The following is a 21,401-nucleotide window of genomic DNA, read 5'->3' on the forward strand; positions in this document are numbered from 1 at the left end:
CCTGCCCCCACCGCCAACGCCACCGCCCGCACCCCCTCCATCGCCGAGGCGCAGGCGGAGATCGGCGCACGCCTCGAACGCCTGCCGATCACCCGCAAGGTGTGGTGGGCGCGCAACATCGTCGGCGCCGCCACGTTCTTCGACGGCTACACGGTGATCGCCATCGCCTACGCGATGCCAGTGCTGACCAAGGAATGGCAGCTGTCGCCGGCGCAGATCGGCACGATCCTGTCGGCCGGCTACCTGGGCCAACTGCTGGGCTCGGTGTTCTTCGGCTGGCTGGCCGAGCGCATCGGCCGCCTGCACGTGCTGCTGTTCACCATCCTGCTGTTCGTGTCGATGGACGTGGCCTGCCTGTTCGCCGGCAGCGCCGCGGCGATGATCGCGTTCCGCTTCGTCCAGGGCATCGGCACCGGCGGCGAGGTGCCGGTGGCCAGCGCCTACATCAACGAACTGATCGGCTCGAAGAAGCGCGGCCGCTTCTTCCTGCTGTATGAGGTGATGTTCCTGCTCGGCCTGGTCGCCGCCGGCGGCATCGGCTACTTCCTGGTGCCGGCCTACGGCTGGAAGGCGATGTTCATGGTCGGGCTGATCCCGGCGGCGATCATGATTCCGCTGCGCTTCTTCATGTTCGAATCGCCGCGCTGGCTGGCCGCCAAGGGCCGCTACGCCCAGGCCGACACCATCGTCGCCGAACTTGAACGCAGCGCCGAGCGCCGCCATGGCCCGTTGCCGGCGCCGGTGTTCGACCGCAGCGCGCTGCCCAAGGCGCAGCGCTCGGACTGGCGCGAGCTGTTCGGCAGCGTCTATCGCAAGCGCACCCTGGTGATCTGGAGCCTGTGGTTCTGCTCCTACCTGGTGGCCAACGGCATCATCACCTGGCTGCCGACGCTGTACCGCACGCACTTCGGGCTGTCGCTGCAGCAGAGCATCGCCTATGGCTTCTTCACCTCGCTGGCCGGCGTCGCCGCCGCAGTGGCCTGCGCGCTGTCGATCGACAAGGTCGGGCGCAAGCGCTGGTACGGGCTGGCGTTCGCCGCCGGCGGGCTGCCGCTGCTGGCGCTGGCGGCGCTCGGCGGCACCTCGGCGCCGCAGGTGCTGGTGTTCGCGGCGCTCGGCTACGCCGCGGTGCAGACCATCACCTTCTCGCTGTACCTGTATTCGGCCGAGCTCTACCCCACCCGCATCCGCGCCATCGGCACCGGACTGGGCAGCGCCTGGCTGCGCCTGGGCTCGGCCTGCGGGCCGCTGCTGGTCGGCGCGGTGATCGCCGGACTCGGCATCCGCTACGTGTTCGCCGCCTTCGCCGCCGTGCTGCTGGCCGGCGCCGTCGTGACCTGGCGCTTCGCCCTGGAAACCAAGGGCAAATCGCTGGAGCAGCTGTCGCCCTGAACGCAGCGCCGGCACTGCCGCCGGCGCATCGCGCCACACCTCCGCACCACCCCCGTCGGACCCCGCGTTCGATTCCATCCCCCGTTGATCCAAAGAAGAGGAAATGAGCATGAGCACCATCGACCTGAAAGGCCTGGTCCCCGCCCCGGTCACCCCGTTCACCCGCGACGGCGCCGTCGACTATCCCGCGATCAAGCGCATCGGCGCGTGGCTCGGCGGCATCGACGGGGTCAAGGGCCTGACCGTACTCGGCCACGCCGGCGAAGGCACGTTCCTGGAGCGCGACGAACAGGCCAAGGTGATCACCGCCTTCCGCGACGCCGTCGACGGCCGCATCCCGATCATCGCCGGCATCACCCTGGAAGGCACCCGCGTCGCCGCCGACGAAGCCAAGCGCGCGGTCGCCGCCGGCGCCTCCGCCGGCCTGATCTATCCGTCGCACGGCTGGCTGCGCTTCGGCTACCAGAAGGGCGCGCCGCAGGACCGCTACAAGGCCATCCACGAGGCCAGCGGGCTGCCGATGATCCTGTTCCAGTACCCGGACGCGACCAAGGCCACCTACGACCTGGAAACGTTGCTGGAGATCGCCGCGCTGCCGGGCGTGGTCGCGATGAAGAACGGCGTGCGCAACATGAAGCGCTGGGACACCGAGATCCCGGTGTTCCGCAAGGAGCGCCCGCACGTGCCGGTGCTGACCTGCCACGACGAGTATCTGCTGCACACCATGTTCGACGTGGATGGCGCGCTGGTGGGCTACGGCTGCATCGCCCCGGAGCCGCTGCTGGAGATGATCGCCGCGGGCAAGGCCAAGGACTATGCCAAGGCGCGCGCACTGCACGACCGCCTGCTACCGGTGACCAAGAGCGTCTATCACCGCGGCTCGCACATGGAAGGCTCGGTGGCGCTGAAGTGGGCGCTGGTCGCGCGCGGCCTGCTCGATCACGCCACGGTGCGTTCGCCGCTGCTGCCGCTGGCCGAGGGCGCCGACAAGGAGATCGCTGCGGCGATGGCCGCCGCCGGCCTCGGCAAGGTGGGCTGACCCGCACGGGTTGTCTCCAGCTCGATGGGCCGCGCAGTTGCGCGGCCCATCCGCTGCGGCGATGGCGTGCGCCTCGGCGCCGCGCAACGCGTTCCGGTCTGCCCTCGCGTGTCTTTGCCGGTCCCCCCACAGGTCTGCACACAGGCGTGTCCGTCGCCGACGGACGCGACGCCGTGCTGCGGCTCCACGACCGGAAGGTGTCTTCCCTTCGCGCACTGCCGCGTCGCCGCGCACCCACCGCGCACGTCCGGCGAGTGCTTCGTCTCGTCCGTGGAGCGTCCCATGTCCCGTTCTCTCTCCTGCGTCTCGTTGCTGGCGGCGACCGCCGCCCTGCCGGCCACCGCCATTGCCGCCGACACCGCGCAATGGCTCGACGACCACGGCATCGCGCCGCGCCTGGTCTGGTCCAACGACTATGCGCGCAACGTCGACGGCGGCCTGTCGCGCGGCGATCGCAACGCCGGCGGCGTGGTCGCCGGCGCCGACCTGGATCTGCAACGCCTGTTCGGCATTTCCGGCGCCACGCTACACGCCACCGGCGCCCGGTACTACGGCGACAGCCTGTCGCAGCGGCAGATCGGCAACGGCGTCAAGGTGCAGGGCTATTGGTACCCGCAGCAGCAGGCGCAACTGGCGCAACTGACCTGGGAACAGACCTTCGCCGACGGGCGCTGGCAACTGGTCGCCGGGCGCATGAACACCACCTGGCAATTCGCGCGCAGCCGCTACGGCTGCCGCTTCGTCAGCGCCTCGGACTGCCCGTTCCAGCTGAGCCAGGCCGATGGCGGCTTCGTCGGCTTTCCCTACGTGAACTGGGGCGCGAAGCTGCGCTACAAGCCCGAGGCCACCTATGTCTCGGTGGGCGCATTCGAACTGAACCCGCAGCGCAAGAACAACCACGGCCTGGACTGGAGCACCGCCGACAGCACCGGCGTGCTGGGCACGCTCGAGGTCGGCTACGAACCCGATCCCGCACGGGGCAAGGGCGCACCGCGCTACCTCGCCGGCCTCTGGTACAACTCCGCCGACTACAGCGACCTGCGCTACAACCAGGCCGGGGGCTTGCGCGGGCTGGTCGGCGGCCCCGCGCGCCTGTACGACGGCGGGCGCTGGGGCGCCTACGCGCTCGGCGAACGCGCGCTGTACCGGCCGCAGGGCATGGCAAGCAAGCGCATGCTGGTCGCCTTCGGCAACATCGCCGCACCGTTCGACAAGCACCAGGTCTACGACCTGCAGGTCACCGCCGGCCTGTACTACAGCGGCCCGTTCGCGGCGCGGCCCGGCGACGGCATGGGCGCGATCGCGCACTACTACCGCTTCAGTGCGGACCAGCAGGGCTACATGAACGACCTGCTGCGCAAGCGCGGCGCAGCCGCGGACATCGCGCGCAACGAACTCATGTTCGAACTCAACTACAGCTACCGCATCGCGCAGACGCCACTGTTCCTGGTGCCGAACGTGCAGTACATCGTCCATCCCGACATCCTGGGCAATCCCGCGGCGCGCCGTGCGCCCGACGATGCGTTGGTGATCGGCTTGCGGGTGATGCTCAACATGGGTGGGCTGGGCACGCCGAAGTGAGGCCGCACTTGGCACCGGCCGGGGACAGATATCGCGGCAGCCGAGGCAGGCGCGCACGCACGCTTGCGCCGCTGGCGGGTAACCTTCCCTCCCCTTGCGTCATCCGGATCGCGCCTCAATGGCCAACCCCTACTACCGCGGCCCCGTCAGCGACCATTTCGACGGTGTGCGTTTCTTCAACCCCGGCCAGCCCACCATCGACAACGCGCTGGGCAAGGTCCTACGCTGGAAAGCCGCCATGGGCGCGGTGCGCTGGCCCGCGCAGGTCGCGGTGACGCCGGCCATGCCTGCACCGCGGCACGACGGCCTGCGCATCACCATGGTCGGCCACGCCACGCTGTTGATCCAGGCCGCCGGCCTCAACCTGCTCACCGACCCGGTGTGGTCGCAGCGCGCCAGCCCTTCGCAGATCGCAGGGCCCAAGCGGGTAACGGCACCGGGCATCCGCTTCGCGGACCTGCCGCCCATCGATGCGGTGCTGCTGAGCCACAACCACTACGACCACTTCGACCTGGCGACCTTGCGCACGCTGCACGACGCGCACCAGCCGCTGTTCGTGATGCCGCTGGGCAACGACGTCCTGCTGCGCAAGCGCGTGCCCGATGCGCGCATCGCCACCGGCGACTGGCACGACCGGCTGCCGATCGGCGACACCGCGACGGCGACGCTGACCCGCGCCAACCATTGGTCCAGCCGCGGCATCGCCGACCGCAGGATGGCGCTGTGGTCCGGCTTCTTCGTCGAGACCGCGCGGGGATCGGTCTGGTTCGCGGGAGACACCGGCTACGGCGATGGCGCCATCTTCCGCGAGATCCGCGACCGGCACGGCGCGCCCGACGTGGCGTTGATCCCGATCGGCGCCTACGCGCCGCGCTGGTTCATGGCGCCACAGCACATCGACCCCACCGAAGCGGTGCGGATCTTCCGCGACACCGGCGCGCGGCGCGCGCTCGGCATCCACTGGGGCACCTTCCAGCTCACCGACGAAGGGCGTGATGAGCCGCGCGAAGCGCTGGCCGCGGCACTGCACCTGGCCGGCATCGCCGCGGCGGACTTCGTCGCCGCCGAGCCGGGGCAGGCGTTCGACTTCGCCGATTTGGCGCCTTGACGTGCGCAGAAGTGAAGCGTGCGGGCGACGATGGACGGCGCTTCTCAAGGCCGGTTGCCTGAGATCCCCCCGCAGGAGCGCTCCGTCGTCACGACGCGGCGAACCGCCTCGGTCGCGCAATTCGCCCTCGCGACGCAGAGAGAGCGCAAGTGCAGACGGCTACACTCGCGCTCCCGCCCACTAGGACACCGTCATGCGCGACCTCAGCCCGCTGCCTTCCATCGCCCTCGGCCGCTACCGCCACTTCAAGGGCGGCGAATACGAGGTGCTGGGCGTGGTCCGCAGCAGCGAGACGCTGGAACCGCTGGTGCTGTACCGGCCGCTGTACGGCGAAGGCACGCTGTGGGTGCGGCCGTATCCGATGTTCGTCGAGCAGGTGGAGATCGACGGCGTACGCCGCCCGCGCTTCGCGCCGATCGACGCGGACGCCTGAGCACGGCGCGGGCGACCGCGCCGCGCCCGACGCGAGACGCTAGCGCTTGGCGGCGCTGTCCACGTCGCTCTTGGTCGCGGCGTGATCCTGTGCCGGGCGGTTGCGGTTCTTCTTGGCGCGCGTGACCAGATACAGCATCGCGGCGATGAGCAGGACGAACAGTCCGGCGACCCAGGGCATCAGCGTGGTGTCCATTCGACACTCCAATTCGGTTGCACAGCGGTCACCAGACCACACCCGCAGTGAAGGCCTTGGCTAGTGCGACGGTGCGTCGGCGTCATGCCGGTGCATCGCATGCGCACGATGGGCGGTTCCGTCGCGCAGTCCTGAGCCGCCGCGACGGCGCCCTTTACGACGGCCTTCGCGACAGGCACCAGCATCATTTGGGTTTGCGACCAGGCGCATCCCACACGCCGCCGCGATCGCGCTGTCGATGCCTGAGAGGCGCTGGCCGAGACGTTCGCAGGACGGGCAAGCCACTCGAATCTCAGGCCTTCGGAGCGCACCGGCTGCCGTGCCGGCCAAGCCGCCCAGCGCACGCCGAATCGACCGTGACACATTGACATACGCCCTGTACGCAAATAACGTACGCCACGTATGTGAATGAAGGCCCGCCCATGCGCCAGCGCCGCAGCCGCCGCGAGATGATCGAGACCACCCGCGCCAGCCTGCTGGCTGTGGCGCGGCAGGCGTTCGCCACGCACGGCTTCGCGCACACCTCGATGGACGTGTTGACCGCCGAGGCCGGTCTTACCCGCGGCGCGCTGTATCACCACTTCGGCAGCAAGGACGGCCTGCTGATCGCGGTCATCGAGCAGATCGAGGCCGAGGTGGGCCTGCGCCTGCAGGCGGTGTCCGACGCCGCGCCCACGCCGTGGGACGGTTTCCGCCGCCGCTGCCGCACCTACCTGGAACTGGCGCTGGAACCGGAGATCCGCCGGATCATCCTGCAGGACGCGCGCGCCGTGTTCGGCGACGTGCCGCCGGCGGCGCAGTCGGTGGGCATCGCCGCGCTACAGGCGGCGCTGGAAGCCCTGATCGCCGCCGGCACGGTGGCGCCGCTGCATGCCGGGGTGATGGCACGCATGCTCTACGGCGCGATCACCGAGGCGGCGTTCTGGATCGCCGAGCCGGACGCCGACCTGCACGCACGGCTGGCCGACGCGCTGGACGCCCTGGACCGGCTGCTCGACAGCCTGCGCACGCCCTGATTCCGCAGCACTCCCCGCCTCGCCACTCGACCAGGATCACGCACATGCACTGGCGCAATACCGAACAGCGCTTCGGCGCCCTCGCCAAGCTGTTCCACTGGACCACCGCCGCCGCCTTCATCGGCGCCTATGCGGTGGTGTACTACGTCATCTGGTTCATGGACGACACGTCGGACGCCTCGCTGCCGGTGCTCAACCTGCACTGGGTGCTGGGCCTGCTGGTCGGGTTCCTGGTGCTGCCGCGGCTGTTGTGGCGCTGGCTGGACGTGCAACCGGACGATCCGCCGGGCTCGGCGCTGGAACACCGGCTCGCGCAGCTGGCGCATTGGGGCCTGTACGCGCTGCTGATCGTGATGCCGCTGACCGGCTACATCGGCACCGGCGCGCCGACCGACCTCGGCCTGTTCCGCATTCCCGGCTTCAACGAGACCGCGCTGTTCGCCTGGATCAGCCGCACCTGGCACCTGAGCTGGGAGGCGTTCGAAGCGCCGATCGACGTGGTGCACCACTTCATCGGCAAATGGATCGCATGGGTCGTCGTACTGCTGCACGTGGCCGCCGCGCTGTTCCATCACTGGGTCCGGCGCGACGAGGTGCTGACCCGCATGCTGCCGGGGCGTACACCGCGCGGGCGCAGCGACGCGACCTCCGCCTGAGCCAACGCGCGTCTAGCGCGACGCCGGCACCTGCGCTGTGCGCGTCGCGGCCTCCGCTGGCGCCAGCGGCCAGCGCACCTCGAACCGCGTGCCGCTGCCGGCCGGCAGGCACAGCGCATCGCCGCCATGCGCCACAGCGATGGCCTTGACCACCGCCAGGCCCAGGCCGCTGCCGCCGCTCTTGCGCGAACGCGACGGATCGCCGCGGCGGAACGCATCGAACACCCGCGCGGCGATCTCGGGCGCGATGCCGGGGCCGGTGTCTTCCACGAACAGCACGCACTGGCCCGCGTCCGCCTGCACGCCCACCCGCAGCGGGCCCGGCTCGGCATAGTGCTGCGCGTTTTCGAGCAAGGCCATCAGCGCCTGGCGGATGCGCACCGCATCGCACAGCACCGGCGTGCGCAGCGCCAGCACGGGTTCCAGCACCAGCCCGCGCGCGTCCAGGCTGGCGCCGAAGGCATGCAGTACGGCCTCCACTTCCCGCGCCAGGTCGGCCGGCGCCGGCTGCAACTCCAGGTGCCCGCTGTCGGTGAGGCTGAGCACGCGCAGGTCCTCGATCAGCCGGTTCAGGCCTTCCACCTGCCGCAACAGGCTCTCGAACGCCGCCACGTCCGGCGCGAACACGCCCTCGGCCAGGCCCTGCAGGCGCCCGCGCAGGATCGTCACCGGCGTGCGCAGTTCGTGGGCGACGGCGGCATTCCAGAATGCGCGCTCGCGGGTCATCGCCTGCAGGCGGTCGGCCATGGCGTTGAAGTCGCGCACCAGCTGCGCGGTCTCGCCCAGCGCATGCGCATCCATGCTCGCGCGTGCGTGCAAGTTGCCCTGGGCGACTTCGCGCAGGCTGTGCGCCACCGAGTTCAACGGGGTGAGGATGCGCCGCGACAGCCGCACCGCCACCGCCACCGCGATCGCCACGGCCAGTGCGGCGGTGGCGCCGATCCACATCATCTCCACCCGCGACGGCACCCAGGTGTCGGAGATGCTGCTGGGCTGGTAGGCCGCCGCCAGCGCGTAGAACACGTAGGAGCCGACCACCGACAGCAGGATGATCCACAGCGCCAGCGCGCCCAGCGACAGGATGACCTGGCGGCGCAGCCCGGGGGCGCGGCTCATGCGCCGGATCCGAACCGGTAGCCGACGCCGCGCACGCTGGCCGGCGTGCCCTGCACGCCCAGCGCCTCCAGCTTCTTGCGCAGCTTGCTGATGTGGCTGTCGATGGTGCGCTCCTGGGTGTCGCCTTCCGGCAGGCAGGCGTCGAGCAGCTCGGCGCGGCTGAACACCCGCTTCGGCGCGCGCATCAGCCGCACCAGCAGCTTGAACTCGGTGAGCGTGAGGTCCAGCGTGTGCCGCTGCTCGCCCACCCGCACGCTGGCCTCGTGCTGGTCCAGATCGACATGGAAGGCGCCCACGCGCAGGCTGCGCGCCTCCTCGGCGCCGTTGCCGCGGATGCGCCGCAGCACCGCCTGCACCCGCGCCACCACCTCGGCCGGGTTGAACGGCTTGACCACGTAGTCGTCGGCGCCCAGGCGCAGGCCCATCAGCTTGTCGATGTCCTGGTCCAGCGCGGTGAGCATGATCACCGGGGTCTCGCCCCGGTGGCGCAGTTCGGCAAGCACCTTCCAGCCATCCGCCGCCGGCAGTTGCACATCCAGCAGGATCAGATCCGGATCCAGCGCCAGGTGCAGGTCCAGCGCGGCGCGGCCATCGGCGGCGTGGGCGCTGCGCAGCCCGCTGCGCGCCAGGTAGGCGCTGAGGATCTCGGCGATCTCGCTCTCGTCTTCGGCGATCAGGACCAGCGGCGCGGACGCGGGCACGGCGGCGCCCGGAGAGGAAACGGACATGGAGGCAGCGAAGGCGCATCGGCCCGGACGGGCGGATCTCCATCATATCTCCACATCGCATCGAACGCCGCGCAACCCGCGGCCGCGACCATGCGCGGCTTTGGCGTCCGCCGCATCCGCGGCGGCAGCGACGAGGCACGAGGCATGGGCATGCGGCAACAGGTACGGACTCTGGGACTCGGCGGCGCGCTGGCGTTGGCCCTGGCGGGCTGCGGCGGCGGCGCGCAGCCGCAAGCGGTGGCCGCGCCGGTACAGGTCACCGCGGTGACCCTGCACCCTGCGCCGATGACGGTGAGCGTGGACCTGCCCGGGCGCGTGGCCGCGCTGCGCAGCGCACAGATCCGCCCACAGGTCGGCGGCATCGTGCAGCGTCGCTTCTTCGAGCAGGGCGCCGATGTGCGGCGCGGCGACGCGCTGTTCCAGATCAACCCGGCACCGTTCAAGGCCGACATGGACACCGCCGCGGCCGCACTGCACCGTGCCGAGGCCGCGCAGGTGCTGGCCGACGTGCAGCATGCCCGGCTACAGCGGCTGGTCGAATCCGGCATGGTCAGCCGGCAGATGTACGACGACGCCGCCTCGCAGCGCAGCCAGGCCGCCGCGGCGGTCGCCGAGGCCAAGGCGACGCTGTCGCGGCGGCGCCTGGACCTGGCCTTCGCCACCGTCGACGCGCCGATCGACGGCCGCATCGACCAGGCACTGCTCACCGAGGGTGCGCTGGTCTCGCCCAGCGACAGCGCGCCGATGGCGGTGATCCAGCAGATCGACCAGGTCTACGTCGACGTGCGCCAGTCCGCCAGCGACCTGGATCCGCTGGATCCGGCCGCGCGCGCGCAGGCCACCGGCGACGACGGCCTGCCGGCGCAGATCCTCGACCGCAGCGGCACGCCCTCGGGACTGAGCGGGCGCGTGCTGTTCTCCGGCATCAACGTCGATGCCGGCACCGGCGATGTGCTGCTGCGCATCCTCGTCGACAACCCGCAGCGGCGCCTGTTGCCCGGCATGTACGTGCGGGCGCGGGTGCCGCGCGCCCACTACGCGCAGGCGCTGCGCGTGCCGCAGCAGGCGGTCACCCATGTCGGCAAGCGCGCGCAGGTGTGGGTGCTGGACGCCAATGCGCAGGTGCGCAGCGCGACGGTGCAGCTGGGCGAACTGGTGCAGGGGCACTACCGTGTCGTCGCCGGCCTGCAACCCGGGCAGCAGGTGGTGGTCGAAGGCATCGACCGGCTCAGCGCCGGCGCCCGGGTGAAGGCGCGTGCGTGGCAGCCGCCGGTGGTCGCCACCGCCGCCGCGGACTGAGCCGGGAACGCCGCCATGCCACAGTTCTTCATCGAACGCCCGGTCTTCGCCTGGGTGATCGCGCTGTTCATCGTGCTGTTCGGCACCCTGGCCATCGGCCAGCTGCCGGTGGCGCGCTATCCCTCGGTGGCGCCGCCCTCGGTGTCGCTGATCGCGTCCTACCCCGGCGCCACGCCGCAGACCCTCAACGACTCGGTGGTGAGCCTGGTCGAACGCGAGCTGTCGGGGGTCAAGAACCTGCTGTATTTCGAGTCCACGGTGGACACCTCGGGCAGCGCGCAGATCACCGCCACCTTCAAGCCCGGCACCAATGCGGAGCTGGCGCAGGTGGACGTGCAGAACCGCATCAAGGCGGTGGAGCCGCGCCTGCCGCAGGCGGTGCGGCAGAACGGCCTGCAGGTGGAATCGGCCGCGTCCGGCTTCCTGATGCTGGTCGGCCTGACCTCGCCGGACGGCCGCTACGACGAGGTGGCGCTCAACGACTACCTGGCCCGCAACATCGTGCAGGAACTGCGGCGCATCGACGGCGTCGGCCGCGTGCAGCTGTTCGGCGCCGAGCAGGCCATGCGCGTGTGGGTGGACCCGGACAAGCTCGTCGCCTACGGCATGACCATGACCGAACTGGCACAGGCGATCGAACAGCAGAACGCGCAGATCGCTCCCGGCCGCCTCGGCGACGAGCCGACCGTGCGCGGACAACGCCTGACCGTGCCGCTGACCGTGGCCGGGCAACTGACCACGCCCGCGCAGTTCGCCGCCATCGTGCTGCGTGCCGACAGCGGCGGCGCGCGGGTGACCCTGGGCGACGTGGCGCGGGTGGAGCTGGGCGCACAGTCCTATGGCTTCTCCAACCGCGAGGACGGCGCTCCCGCCACCAGCGCGGCGATCCAGCTCTCGCCCGGCGCCAATGCGGTGCGCACCGCGCAGGCGGTGAAGGCACGGCTGGCGGAACTGGCCGCGAGCATGCCGACCGGCATGCGCTATTCGATCCCGTTCGACACCGCGCCGTTCGTGAAGCTCTCGATCAAGCAGGTGGTCAAGACCCTGCTCGAAGCGATGGTGCTGGTGTTCCTGGTGATGTACCTGTTCCTGCAGAACGTGCGCTACACGCTGATCCCGGCCATCGTCGCGCCGATCGCACTGCTGGGCACCTTCGCGGTGATGCTGCTGGCCGGTTTCTCGATCAACGTGCTGACGATGTTCGGCATGGTGCTGGCGATCGGCATCATCGTCGACGACGCCATCGTGGTGGTGGAGAACGTCGAGCGGATCATGGCCAGCGAAGGCCTGCCGCCGCGGCAGGCCACGACCAAGGCGATGCGCGAGATCACCGGCGCGGTGGTCGGCATCACCCTGGTGTTGACCGCGGTGTTCATCCCCATGGCCTTCGCCAGCGGCTCGGTGGGCGTGATCTACCAGCAGTTCACCCTGGCGATGGCGGTGTCGATCCTGTTCTCGGCGTTCCTGGCGCTGACCCTGACCCCGGCGCTGTGCGCCACCCTGCTGCGCCCGATCGCGCCCGGCCATCATGCCAAGCGCGGATTCTTCGGCGCGTTCAACCGCGGCTTCGAGCGCCTGACCGGCCGCTATGCCGCACGCGTGGCGCGGCTGCTGCGGCGCAGCGCGCGGGTGCTGGCGGTGTTCGCGGTCCTGTGCGTGGCGCTGGTCTTCGCCATGCGCGTGCTGCCCTCGGCGTTCCTGCCGGAAGAGGACCAGGGCTACTTCATGACCTCGATCCAGTTGCCCACCGATGCCACCAGCGAGCGCACGCTGGCGGTGGTCAAGGCGTTCGAGCGGCACGTCGCCACGCGTCCCGCGCTGGCCTCCAACCTGGTGATCCTGGGTTTCAGCTTCTCCGGCTCGGGCACCAACGCGGCCATGGCCTTCACCATGCTCAAGGACTGGGACCAGCGCGACGGCGCCACCTCCAGCGACGAAGCCGACCGCGTGCAGCAGGCCATGGCCGACCTGCCCGAGGGCACGGTGATGAGCCTGCTGCCGCCGGCCATCGACGAGCTCGGCACCTCTTCCGGCTTCACCCTGTACCTGCAGGACCGCGGCAACCGCGGCGAGGCCGCGCTGATGGCGGCGCAGGCGAAGCTGCTGCAACTGGCCGCGGACAGCAAGGTGGTCAGCGGCGTGTATCAGGACGGCCTGCCGCCGGGCAAGAGCATCCGCCTGGAGATCGACCGCCAGCATGCCGAAGCGATGGGCCTGCCGTTCTCCGCGATCAGCAACACCCTGTCGGCAGCGATGGGCTCGCTCTACGTCAACGACTTCCCCAATGCCGGGCGCATGCAGCAGGTGATCCTGCAGGCCGACGCCGCGTCGCGCATGCAACTGGACGACGTGCTGGGCCTGCGCGTGCGCAGCACCGAGGGCGGCATGGTGCCCCTGCGCGAAGTGGTGACCGCCACCTGGACCGACGCGCCGCAGCAGCTGGCGCGCTTCCAGGGCTTCCCGGCCGTGCGCATCACCGGCGGCGCCGCGCCTGGCGTGTCCAGCGGCGCGGCCATGGCCGAGATGGAACGGCTGGCCGCGCAACTGCCGCCGGGCTTCGCCGTGGCCTGGACCGGGCAATCGCTGCAGGAGCGGCAGTCGGCCGCGCAGGCGCCGCTGCTGATGCTGCTGTCGGCGCTGGTGGTGTTCCTGGTGCTGGCGGCGCTGTACGAGAGCTGGACGATCCCGCTGTCGGTGATGCTGGTGGTGCCGCTGGGCCTGCTCGGTGCGGTGGCCGCGGTGATGCTGCGCGGCCTGCCCAACGACGTGTTCTTCAAGGTCGGCCTGATCACCATCATCGGCCTGTCGGCGAAGAACGCCATCCTGATCGTCGAGTTCGCCCGGCAACTGCACCGCGACGGCCAGGGCCTGCTCGAGGCGGCGACCAACGCCGCGCGCCTGCGCCTGCGCCCGATCCTGATGACCTCGCTGGCCTTCGCCCTGGGCGTGGTGCCGCTGATGCTGGCCAGCGGCGCCAGCGCCGAGACCCAGCACGCCATCGGCACCGGCGTGTTCGGCGGGATGGTCAGCGGCACCGTGCTGGCGATCTTCTTCGTGCCGGCATTCTTCGTCTGCGTGGTGGGGCTGCAGGAGCGGGTGGCGCGCTGGCGTGCGCGACGCGGCGGGGGTGCGTCTGCCGAGAACTAGATCGGCGCTGCCGCTGCCATTGTGGCCGTCGACTGTCGTGCAGCCGCGCCGCGCGACGTGATGTGCTTTTCCGATGGCGCAATGCGTCGGGACTGAAGTCCCTCCCACAGTGCACACGACTGGCTGGCCGCAAGCGCCTGCGGGAGCGGCTTCAGCCGCGACGAGGCATCACTGGGAATGCCTGTCGCGGCTGAAGCCGCTCCCACGAAAAAGAATCGCTGCCATCGATCGGCACTGAGCCGCACCTCTTCTCCTGGTCTCGCCCGATCTCAGGAGGTGAGACGCCGCTGCCGCATGCTTGCGCGCCCCCCGCTGCTGCCCTGGCGCCCCTTGCTGCAGGACAGCCAGGTGCGCACATGCGCTGACGTCGGCAGCACCTCGCCGGCCTTTCTGGGCCAGGCCGCGGACAGCACCACCGCACACGCGGCGCCTGTCAGTGCGGGCAAGCGACAGGCGCCACCACGGGGATCTCTCCATCGATGGATCGCACCATGTTCAAGGCACGAATCGGCGACCTGTTCGCCAGCCACGCCCACGTCCTCACGAATGCGATCAATTGCACCGGCATCATGGGCAAGGGCATCGCGCAGGCGTTCAAGCGGCGCTATCCGGCGATGTTCGAGGACTATGCCGTGCGCTGCCGGGAAGGCCGCGTGCACATCGGCGAGCCCTATCTGTACGACGACGCCAGCGGCCTCCGCATTCTCAACTTCCCGACCAAGCGCCATTGGCGCTCGCCGTCGCGGCTGGAGGACATCGCGGCAGGGCTGGACTATCTCGCCGCGCGTCTGCGCGAATGGGACGTGCGCAGTCTTGCCCTGCCGCCGCTCGGCTGCGGCAACGGCGGTCTGGCCTGGGAGGAGGTCGGCCCGTTGATCTACCGCACGCTGGCGCACTTGCCGGTCGACATCGAGGTCTATGCGCCGTACGGCACGCCGCTGGCGCAACTCGAAACCGCCTTCCTGACGCGGCCGGCAAACGCCTCGACCGAGGGCATCGGCAAACGTACGGTGCCCCAGCCGGGCTGGATCGCGATCATGGAAGTGCTGCGGCGGCTGCAGGCCCGGCCGGAGGCGCGGCCGATCGGGCGCACGCTGTTCCAGACGCTCTGCTGGGCCATGACCGAACTGGGCGTACCGACCGGGCTGACCTTCGGCACTGCCGGCCGCGGCCCGCGCCGGGGCGACGTCCGGCCGATCCTGACCGACCTGGCCAACCGCAACTGGCTGCAGGAGCAGCCGCAGGGGCGGACCATGGCACTGCGCGCCTCGCCGCAGTACGACAAGGAGCATGCGCGGTTCGCCGCGGCGTATGCGCCTTACGACACCGAGATCGCGAAAGCCGTGGACCTGTTCGCACAGATCAGGAACATCGACCAGGCCGAGGACATCATGACGGTGTTCCAGGCCGCGCGCCGGCTTCAGGTGGCGCATCCCGGGCAACGGCACGATGCACAGCAGCTCATTGCCCATCTGCGGGATGCAAACGCGATTGCGGCGCCGGAAGAACAGCGGCGTACTGCGACAACGACAATCGAGACGCTACTGGCGCTGGATTGGATTCGCTTGCACTGAGCGCGGCGCTGCCAGGCGCGCCGACACGCATTCAATCCAGCGCGAATCGCGGTAAGGTGGCACCGCATCGCGGCGACTATGGGTCGACAACCGGCACCCTCGATCGTCCTGACAGACACGGCCGAGTCCTTGGTGGCGCGCCACATCCACCGCCATGCGCACTCGCCATTCAAGCCAGCGGTGACCAGCGCACCTGCCCAGCCCCCGCACGGTGGCAATGGCAGCGCGGTAGACTCACGGCCTTTCTCGCGAAGCCATCACACCGTGCTGCTGTCCCTCTCCACCACCACCCAGCCCGCCACCGATCTCGGCTACCTGCTGGTCAAGCACCCCGAGCGTGCCCACGAGGTCGACCTGCCGTTCGGTACCGCCCGGGTGTTCTACCCACAGGCCGACCACACCCGTTGCACCGCAGTGCTGATGCTGGACATCGATCCGGTGGGGCTGGTGCGCGGTCGCGGCGAAGCCGAAGGCAGCCTGTCGCAGTACGTCAACGACCGGCCGTACGTTGCCAGTTCCTTCCTCTCGGTCGCGCTCAAGCGCGTGTTCGGCACCGCCATGGCCGGCACCAGCAAGAGTCGCCAGGCGCTGGCGGACACGCCCATTGCGCTGGAAGCGGAGATTCCGGTGCTGCGGTGTCGCGGCGGCGAGCAACTGCTGCAGGCCTGGTTCGAACCGCTTGGCTACACCGTAACGGTCGAGCGCCTGCCGCTGGATCCGCGCTTTCCCGAGTGGGGCGACAGTCCGTATGTGCGCCTGCAGCTCGCCGGGACCGTGCGCCTGCAGGATCTGCTGACCCACCTGTATGTGCTGCTGCCGGCCATCGACGGCGACAAGCACTACTACGTCGGCCACGACGAAATCGAGAAGCTGCTCGACAAGGGCGGCACCTGGCTGTCCGCGCACCCGCAACGTGAGGCGATCGTCGGCCGCTACCTACGCCGCCACAAGCCGTTGGTGCGTGCGGCGCTGGCGCGCCTGCTGGACGATGAAGAGGAGGCGATCGACGCCCAGGAAGAGCGCAAGGAAGCGGCCGAGGACGCGATCGAACGTCCGCTCAGCCTCAACGACCAACGCATGCAGACCGTGGTCGAGACGCTGCGCACCCTGGGCGCGCGGCGCGTGGTCGACCTAGGCTGCGGCGAAGGGCGCCTGCTTGGCCTGCTGCTCAAGGAGCCACAGATCGAGCACCTGCTCGGCATCGACGTGTCGCTGCGCTCGCTGGATCATGCTGCCGATCGGCTGCACCTCGAACGGCTGCCGCCGCTGCAGCGTCAACGCATCACCCTGGCCCACGGCGCGCTGACCTACCGCGATCGCCGTATCGAAGGCTTCGATGCGGCCTGCGCGATCGAGGTGATCGAACACATGGACGCGCCGCGCCTGCCGGCGTTCGAGCGCGCCCTGTTCGGTTTCGGCAGGCCGCCTGCAGTGGTGATCACCACGCCGAACAGCGAGTACAACGTGCGCTTCCCGACCCTGCCGGCCGGGCGTTTCCGCCACCCCGACCACCGCTTCGAGTGGACGCGCGCGGAATTCCGCGCCTGGGCCGATGGCGTGGCGCAGCGCAACGGCTACAGCGTGCGCCATGCCCCCATCGGCCCGGACGATCCGGAGGTCGGCCCGCCGACCCAGATGGCGGTGTTTACCCGCGACATGGCCTGACCTTTTCGGCATCCTCATGACGATACGCATTCCCAAGCTCAGCCTGGTCGCCCTGATCGGCCCGTCAGGCAGCGGCAAGTCCACCTTCGCCCGCACCCACTTCCTGCCGACCGAGGTGATCTCCTCCGATGCCTGCCGCGGCCTGGTCGCCGACGACGAGAACGACCAGACCGCCACCGGCGACGCCTTCGAGGTGCTCTACTTCATCGCGCGCAAGCGCCTGGCCGCCGGCCGCCTGACCGTCGTCGACGCGACCAACGTGCGCCCGGAAGACCGCAAGCGCCTGGTCGAACTGGCGCGCGAGTTCCATGTCCTGCCCTGCGCCATCGTGTTCGACCTGCCCGAGCGCGTATGCCAGGACCGCAACAGTGCGCGTGCGGACCGCAACTTCGGCCCGCACGTCATCCGCAACCAGCAACAGGCGCTGCGCAAGGGCCTGCGCGGCCTGGAACGCGAGGGCTTCCGCCACGTCAGCGTGCTGCGCTCGGTGGAGGACGTGGCGGCCGCCACGATCGAACGTATCAAGGTCTGGAACGACCGCCGCGAGGAGCACGGGCCGTTCGATCTGATCGGCGACGTGCACGGCTGCCGCGACGAACTGGTCGCCCTGCTCGGCCGCCTGGGCTACACCGTCGGCGGCACCCGCGAGGCACCCGAGGTCGCCGCGCCGGAAGGACGCAAGGCGGTCTTCGTCGGCGACCTGGTCGACCGCGGCCCGGATTCGCCCGGCGTGCTGCGCCTGGTCATGCACATGGTCGGCAACGGCACCGCATTGTGCGTGCCCGGCAACCACGACGTGAAGCTGCAGCGCAAGCTCGCCGGACGCGACGTGCGCATCAGCCACGGCCTGGCCGAGACGTTGGAACAACTGCAGGCCGAGCCGGAGGATTTCAGCCGCGAGGTCGCCGCCTTCATCGACAAGCTGGTCAGCCACTATGTGCTCGACGACGGCAAGCTGGTGGTCGCCCACGCCGGTCTCAAGCAGGAGCTGCAGGGCCGCACCTCGCAACGCGTGCGCGAGTTCGCGCTGTACGGCGAGACCACCGGCGAGATCGACGCATTCGGCCTGCCGGTCCGTTCCGACTGGGCCCGCGACTATCGTGGCCCGGCGATGGTGGTGTACGGCCATACGCCGACGCCGGAGCCGAAATGGGTCAACCGCACCATCTGTCTCGATACCGGCTGCGTGTTCGGCGGCAAGCTCACCGCGCTGCGCTATCCGGAGAAGGAACTGGTGTCGGTCGCGGCCGCGCGCGAGTACTACGCGCCGGTCAAGCCGCTGCTTCCGGCCGAGGACGCGAGCGCCGCGGCCACCACGCCGCGCGAGGCCTTGCTGCTCGACCTGGACGATGTCGCTGGCAAGCGCGTGATCGACACCCGCGCCTTCCGCAGCGTCACCATCCGCGAGGAGAACAGCATCGCCGCGCTTGAGGTGATGAGCCGCTTCGCCATCGATCCGCGCTGGCTGGTGTACCTGCCGCCGACCATGGCGCCGCCGGAGACCGCCAAGTCCGGCGACCTGCTCGAACGCCCGCAGGAAGCGCTCGACTTCTATCGCCAGGAAGGCATCGCCACGCTGGTGTGCGAAGAGAAGCACATGGGCTCGCGTGCGGTCGTCGTGCTGTGCCGCGATGCCGGTGTCGCGCAGCGACGTTTCGGCATCGGCGACGATGGCCGTGGCGTCGTCTACACCCGCACCGGTCGCCGCTTCTTCGGCGAGCGCGAACTGGAAAACGCCCTGCTCGACCGCCTCGACGCGGCACTGCAGCACGCGGGCCTATGGGAGGAACTGCATACCGACTGGATCGTGCTCGATGCGGAACTGCTGCCGTGGTCGGCCAAGGCCCAGGAACTGCTGCGCGAGCAGTACGCACCGACCGGCGCCGCCGCCACCGCGGCGCTTGCCACCGCCCGCACCTGGCTGGACGCGGCCGCCGCGCGTGGCATCGACGTGCAGTCCTGGCAGCAGCAGGCGCAGGCGCGCCACAGCGACGCCAGCCGCTTCGTCGACGCCTATCGCCGCTACTGCTGGGCAGTGAACGGCCTGGAGGACCTGAAGATCGCGCCGTTCCACGTGCTGGCCTGCGAAGGCGTGGTCGGCCTGGAGCGCGACCACCGTTGGCACCTGGACATCGCCCGCCGCCTGGCCGACGTCGAACCGCTGGTACGGCTGACCCGGCACATATTCGTCGACCTGGCCGACGAGGCCAGCGTGGCCGATGCCGTCGCCTGGTGGGAAGCGCTGACCGCACAGGGCGGCGAAGGCATGGTCATCAAGCCGGTCGAAGGCCTGGCACGCAGCAAGCGTGGGTTGGTACAACCGGCGATCAAGTGCCGCGGCCGCGAGTATCTGCGCATCATCTACGGACCCGAATACACCGAACCACAGAACCTCGATCGGCTACGCCAGCGTGGTCTGCGCACCAAGCAGTCGCTCGCCATCCGCGAGTTCGCACTGGGCCTGGAAGCGTTGCAGCGTTTCGTCGCGCAGGAACCGCTCTACCGCGTGCACGAATGCGTGTTCGGCGTACTGGCGCTGGAAAGCGAGCCGGTGGACGTACGGCTGTAACCTCCCATGTCCGTGCTGTTCCGCCATCCAGCCACGCGCCCGGGCGATCCACAGACCGCACCGCGCCCAGGCGGCATCGCGTACAGACGACGCCACCCACATACCGGTGGGCGGCGTCGTGCGACCGGTCAGAAGCGCACACGCCAGACGCTGTTGCCGACATCGTCGGCAATCAGCAACGCGCCGTCCTTGTCCTGCGCCAGGCCGACCGGAGCGCCGTATAGCTGCGACTCATCCTGCGAGTGGAAGCCGCTGACCACGGTCTGCGGTGGGCCGACCGGCCGGCCCTGCTGGAACGGCACGTAGACCACTTGATAGCCGCTAAGCGGCGAACGGTTCCAGCTGCCGTGCTCGGCCACGAACGCACCCTCGCGGTACTTCGCCGGCAGCGCATCGCCGCGGGAGAACCACAGGCCCAGCGCGGCCACATGCGAGCCCAGCGCGTAGTCCGGCTTGATCGCCTTGGCCACCAGGTCCGGGCGCTGGTCCTTGACCCGCACATCCACGTTCTGTCCATAGTAGCTGTACGGCCAGCCGTAGAAGCCGCCGTCCTGCACCGAGGTCAGGTAGTCGGGCACCAGATCGGCGCCGATCTCGTCGCGCTCGTTGGCGATCGCCCACAGCTTGCCGGTGCGCGGCTCCCACTGCAGTCCGGTCGGATTGCGGATGCCCGAGGCGAAGATGCGGCTGCTGGCCGAGGCCACGTCCACTTCCAGGACGGCCGCGCGGCGGTACTCCACGTCCAGCCCGTTCTCGCCGATGTTGCTGTTGGAACCCACGCCGACGTACAGCTTGCGTCCGTCGGGGCTGGCCAGCAGCGCCTTGGTCCAATGGTGCTCGATGGTGCCGGGGAGATCGGCGAACAGCGTGCCGGGCGCGGTGATCTCGGTCTTGCCGGGGACGTAGGGGAACTTCATGATGTTGTCGGTGTTGGCGACGTACAGCGCATCGCCGATCAGCTGCACCCCGAACGGCGAGTGCAGCCCCTTCAGGAACGCATGCTGTTCCCACCGGCCGTCCGCAGTCCTGCGCAGCAGGGTGATGCGGTTGCCGCCCTTGGCGCTCTTGCCGGAGCGGCTCTGGACCAGCCCCGCGATCAGTTGCTTGGGCGTGGTGACGGGTTCCATCCCTGGCGAATTGGCCTCCACCACCAGCACGTCGTCGTTGGGCAGCACGTACAGCTGGCGCGGATGCTTCAGGCCACCAGCGATCTTCTCGATCTTCAGGCCAGCCGCCACCGTGGGCGCTTGCCCCTCCTTCCAGCCCACTCCCTCGGGAACCTGCATCGGAGGCAGCAGGAAGTTGCGCGGCTGCGGCAGCGGCGGCGCGTTGCCCGCCTGCTGGGTGGGCTCGAGCGAGGCCTTGCCGCCGCAGGCGGCCAGGGCCACTGCGCCGCTCAGCGCGAAAACGGACAGGCACAGGCGCTTAGCCATGGACGTAACCCTCGCGTGGCGTGGTGCGGATGGCGATGAGCACATGCCCGATCGCCAACAACGCGACCGTGAGGATCGAGAGCCAGAGCCCGGCCGGGACCACCGCATACGCGTCGCGGCTGTGCACGAAGGAATTGAAGATGGCGGCGACGATGGCAAACAGGTTCAGCCAGAAGTCGAGCCGCTCCACCGGCAGCGTGGAGCGCCGCGCAGTGATCCAGACCTGCACCAGGTTGATCAGGCGCGGCACGATGGCGATGACCAGCCCGATCGCGATCAGCCAGGCCGCCGCCTTGGTCCACAGGATCACGCCGCTGCGGGCATAGACGATATCGAAGATCAGCGCGGCGACGAAGCAGCCGAACGGAATGGGATTGAGCAGGCCGTAGAAGGCGTTGGCCATCACGGAACGGCGCGGTGCAGTCTGCAGATGCATGAGACGGCTCTCGA

The 21,401-nt window shown here is 69.8% G+C and carries 17 protein-coding genes; 12 read left to right on the forward strand and 5 right to left on the reverse strand.

From position 1 onward, the window contains the following. The 5 genes from CEK65_RS10260 to CEK65_RS10280 form a co-directional block, all read left to right on the forward strand. Window positions 1-1,392: MFS transporter (locus tag CEK65_RS10260; protein ID WP_226980539.1), on the forward strand; the 1,392-nt coding region annotated here is incomplete at its 5' end. Window positions 1,393-1,501: 109 nt separating this feature from the next. Continuing rightward, window positions 1,502-2,431 carry a dihydrodipicolinate synthase family protein gene (locus CEK65_RS10265; RefSeq protein ID WP_026144587.1) on the forward strand — a complete coding sequence of 310 codons (930 nt, stop codon included), beginning with the start codon at window positions 1,502-1,504 and terminating at the stop codon, window positions 2,429-2,431. A 282-nt stretch (window positions 2,432-2,713) separates the two neighbouring features. Next, complete coding sequence (locus CEK65_RS10270) at window positions 2,714-4,012, forward strand: carbohydrate porin (protein WP_193314750.1); 1,299 nt, start codon at window positions 2,714-2,716, stop codon at window positions 4,010-4,012. Between the two features lie 118 nt (window positions 4,013-4,130). Then, the gene (locus CEK65_RS10275) at window positions 4,131-5,120 is read left to right on the forward strand and encodes an MBL fold metallo-hydrolase (RefSeq protein WP_152181648.1); all 990 of its coding nucleotides are present in this window, start codon (window positions 4,131-4,133) and stop codon (window positions 5,118-5,120) included. Window positions 5,121-5,313: 193 nt separating this feature from the next. Further along, complete coding sequence (locus CEK65_RS10280) at window positions 5,314-5,553, forward strand: DUF1653 domain-containing protein (RefSeq protein WP_017915702.1); 240 nt, start codon at window positions 5,314-5,316, stop codon at window positions 5,551-5,553. Window positions 5,554-5,592: 39 nt separating this feature from the next. Here CEK65_RS10280 and CEK65_RS20975 read toward each other — a convergent pair whose 3' ends face one another. Further along, entirely contained in the window at window positions 5,593-5,748 is a 156-nt protein-coding gene (locus CEK65_RS20975; RefSeq protein WP_017910105.1) for a hypothetical protein, read from the reverse strand. Between the two features lie 422 nt (window positions 5,749-6,170). On the opposite strand from CEK65_RS20975, the gene CEK65_RS10285 reads away from it, so the two are divergent. After that, on the forward strand, window positions 6,171-6,764 hold the full coding sequence (locus CEK65_RS10285) for a TetR/AcrR family transcriptional regulator (RefSeq protein ID WP_148829739.1): 594 nt from the start codon (window positions 6,171-6,173) through the stop codon (window positions 6,762-6,764). Window positions 6,765-6,808: 44 nt separating this feature from the next. After that, entirely contained in the window at window positions 6,809-7,420 is a 612-nt protein-coding gene (locus CEK65_RS10290; RefSeq protein ID WP_152181649.1) for a cytochrome b, read from the forward strand. A gap of 12 nt (window positions 7,421-7,432) precedes the next feature. Here CEK65_RS10290 and CEK65_RS10295 read toward each other — a convergent pair whose 3' ends face one another. After that, window positions 7,433-8,536 (reverse strand): ATP-binding protein, encoded by a 1,104-nt coding sequence (locus CEK65_RS10295; protein WP_152181650.1) that lies wholly within the window; start codon window positions 8,534-8,536, stop codon window positions 7,433-7,435. Next, complete coding sequence (locus tag CEK65_RS10300; protein WP_051067644.1) at window positions 8,533-9,264, reverse strand: response regulator; 732 nt, start codon at window positions 9,262-9,264, stop codon at window positions 8,533-8,535. The genes CEK65_RS10295 and CEK65_RS10300 overlap by 4 nt, the downstream gene beginning before the upstream one ends. 90 nt (window positions 9,265-9,354) lie before the next feature. On the opposite strand from CEK65_RS10300, the gene CEK65_RS10305 reads away from it, so the two are divergent. The 5 genes from CEK65_RS10305 to CEK65_RS10325 all read left to right on the forward strand — a co-directional run bounded on the left by CEK65_RS10305 (window position 9,355) and on the right by CEK65_RS10325 (window position 19,518). After that, window positions 9,355-10,563 (forward strand): efflux RND transporter periplasmic adaptor subunit, encoded by a 1,209-nt coding sequence (locus CEK65_RS10305; protein WP_226980540.1) that lies wholly within the window; start codon window positions 9,355-9,357, stop codon window positions 10,561-10,563. Window positions 10,564-10,578: 15 nt separating this feature from the next. Continuing rightward, the gene (locus CEK65_RS10310) at window positions 10,579-13,710 is read left to right on the forward strand and encodes an efflux RND transporter permease subunit (protein WP_152181651.1); all 3,132 of its coding nucleotides are present in this window, start codon (window positions 10,579-10,581) and stop codon (window positions 13,708-13,710) included. A 491-nt stretch (window positions 13,711-14,201) separates the two neighbouring features. Next, entirely contained in the window at window positions 14,202-15,284 is a 1,083-nt protein-coding gene (locus CEK65_RS10315) for a macro domain-containing protein (protein WP_226980541.1), read from the forward strand. A 264-nt stretch (window positions 15,285-15,548) separates the two neighbouring features. Then, window positions 15,549-16,949: a 3' terminal RNA ribose 2'-O-methyltransferase Hen1 gene (locus tag CEK65_RS10320; protein WP_152181653.1), complete on the forward strand. Its 1,401-nt coding sequence runs from the start codon at window positions 15,549-15,551 to the stop codon at window positions 16,947-16,949. A 16-nt stretch (window positions 16,950-16,965) separates the two neighbouring features. Beyond that, window positions 16,966-19,518, forward strand: coding sequence for a polynucleotide kinase-phosphatase (locus tag CEK65_RS10325; RefSeq protein ID WP_152181654.1), 2,553 nt, complete (start codon window positions 16,966-16,968; stop codon window positions 19,516-19,518). A 128-nt stretch (window positions 19,519-19,646) separates the two neighbouring features. On the opposite strand, the gene CEK65_RS10330 is transcribed toward CEK65_RS10325, so the two are convergent. Together CEK65_RS10330 and CEK65_RS10335 are read right to left on the reverse strand one after the other, a co-directional pair. Further along, the gene (locus CEK65_RS10330; protein WP_193314751.1) at window positions 19,647-20,951 is read right to left on the reverse strand and encodes a sorbosone dehydrogenase family protein; all 1,305 of its coding nucleotides are present in this window, start codon (window positions 20,949-20,951) and stop codon (window positions 19,647-19,649) included. Beyond that, entirely contained in the window at window positions 20,944-21,387 is a 444-nt protein-coding gene (locus tag CEK65_RS10335) for a DUF2231 domain-containing protein (RefSeq protein ID WP_152181655.1), read from the reverse strand. Before CEK65_RS10335 ends, CEK65_RS10330 begins: the two co-directional genes overlap by 8 nt. Window positions 21,388-21,401 lie beyond the last annotated feature (14 nt).

It is taken from the genome of Xanthomonas sp. LMG 12459 (assembly GCF_009192905.1).
GTDB lineage: Bacteria > Pseudomonadota > Gammaproteobacteria > Xanthomonadales > Xanthomonadaceae > Xanthomonas_A > Xanthomonas_A sontii.

Excerpts from the sequence above, each read along its gene's own strand:
- CEK65_RS10265 (WP_026144587.1), top strand. The coding sequence starts at position 1,502 with ATGAGCACCATCGACCTGAAAGGCCTGGTCCCCGCCCCGGTCACCCCG.
- CEK65_RS10270 (WP_193314750.1), top strand. The coding sequence starts at position 2,714 with ATGTCCCGTTCTCTCTCCTGCGTCTCGTTGCTGGCGGCGACCGCCGCC.
- CEK65_RS10275 (WP_152181648.1), top strand. The coding sequence starts at position 4,131 with ATGGCCAACCCCTACTACCGCGGCCCCGTCAGCGACCATTTCGACGGT.
- CEK65_RS10280 (WP_017915702.1), top strand. The coding sequence starts at position 5,314 with ATGCGCGACCTCAGCCCGCTGCCTTCCATCGCCCTCGGCCGCTACCGC.
- CEK65_RS20975 (WP_017910105.1), bottom strand. The coding sequence starts at position 5,748 with ATGGACACCACGCTGATGCCCTGGGTCGCCGGACTGTTCGTCCTGCTC.
- CEK65_RS10285 (WP_148829739.1), top strand. The coding sequence starts at position 6,171 with ATGCGCCAGCGCCGCAGCCGCCGCGAGATGATCGAGACCACCCGCGCC.
- CEK65_RS10290 (WP_152181649.1), top strand. The coding sequence starts at position 6,809 with ATGCACTGGCGCAATACCGAACAGCGCTTCGGCGCCCTCGCCAAGCTG.
- CEK65_RS10295 (WP_152181650.1), bottom strand. The coding sequence starts at position 8,536 with ATGAGCCGCGCCCCCGGGCTGCGCCGCCAGGTCATCCTGTCGCTGGGC.
- CEK65_RS10300 (WP_051067644.1), bottom strand. The coding sequence starts at position 9,264 with ATGTCCGTTTCCTCTCCGGGCGCCGCCGTGCCCGCGTCCGCGCCGCTG.
- CEK65_RS10305 (WP_226980540.1), top strand. The coding sequence starts at position 9,355 with ATGCGCGGCTTTGGCGTCCGCCGCATCCGCGGCGGCAGCGACGAGGCA.
- CEK65_RS10310 (WP_152181651.1), top strand. The coding sequence starts at position 10,579 with ATGCCACAGTTCTTCATCGAACGCCCGGTCTTCGCCTGGGTGATCGCG.
- CEK65_RS10315 (WP_226980541.1), top strand. The coding sequence starts at position 14,202 with ATGTTCAAGGCACGAATCGGCGACCTGTTCGCCAGCCACGCCCACGTC.
- CEK65_RS10325 (WP_152181654.1), top strand. The coding sequence starts at position 16,966 with ATGACGATACGCATTCCCAAGCTCAGCCTGGTCGCCCTGATCGGCCCG.
- CEK65_RS10330 (WP_193314751.1), bottom strand. The coding sequence starts at position 20,951 with ATGGCTAAGCGCCTGTGCCTGTCCGTTTTCGCGCTGAGCGGCGCAGTG.
- CEK65_RS10335 (WP_152181655.1), bottom strand. The coding sequence starts at position 21,387 with ATGCATCTGCAGACTGCACCGCGCCGTTCCGTGATGGCCAACGCCTTC.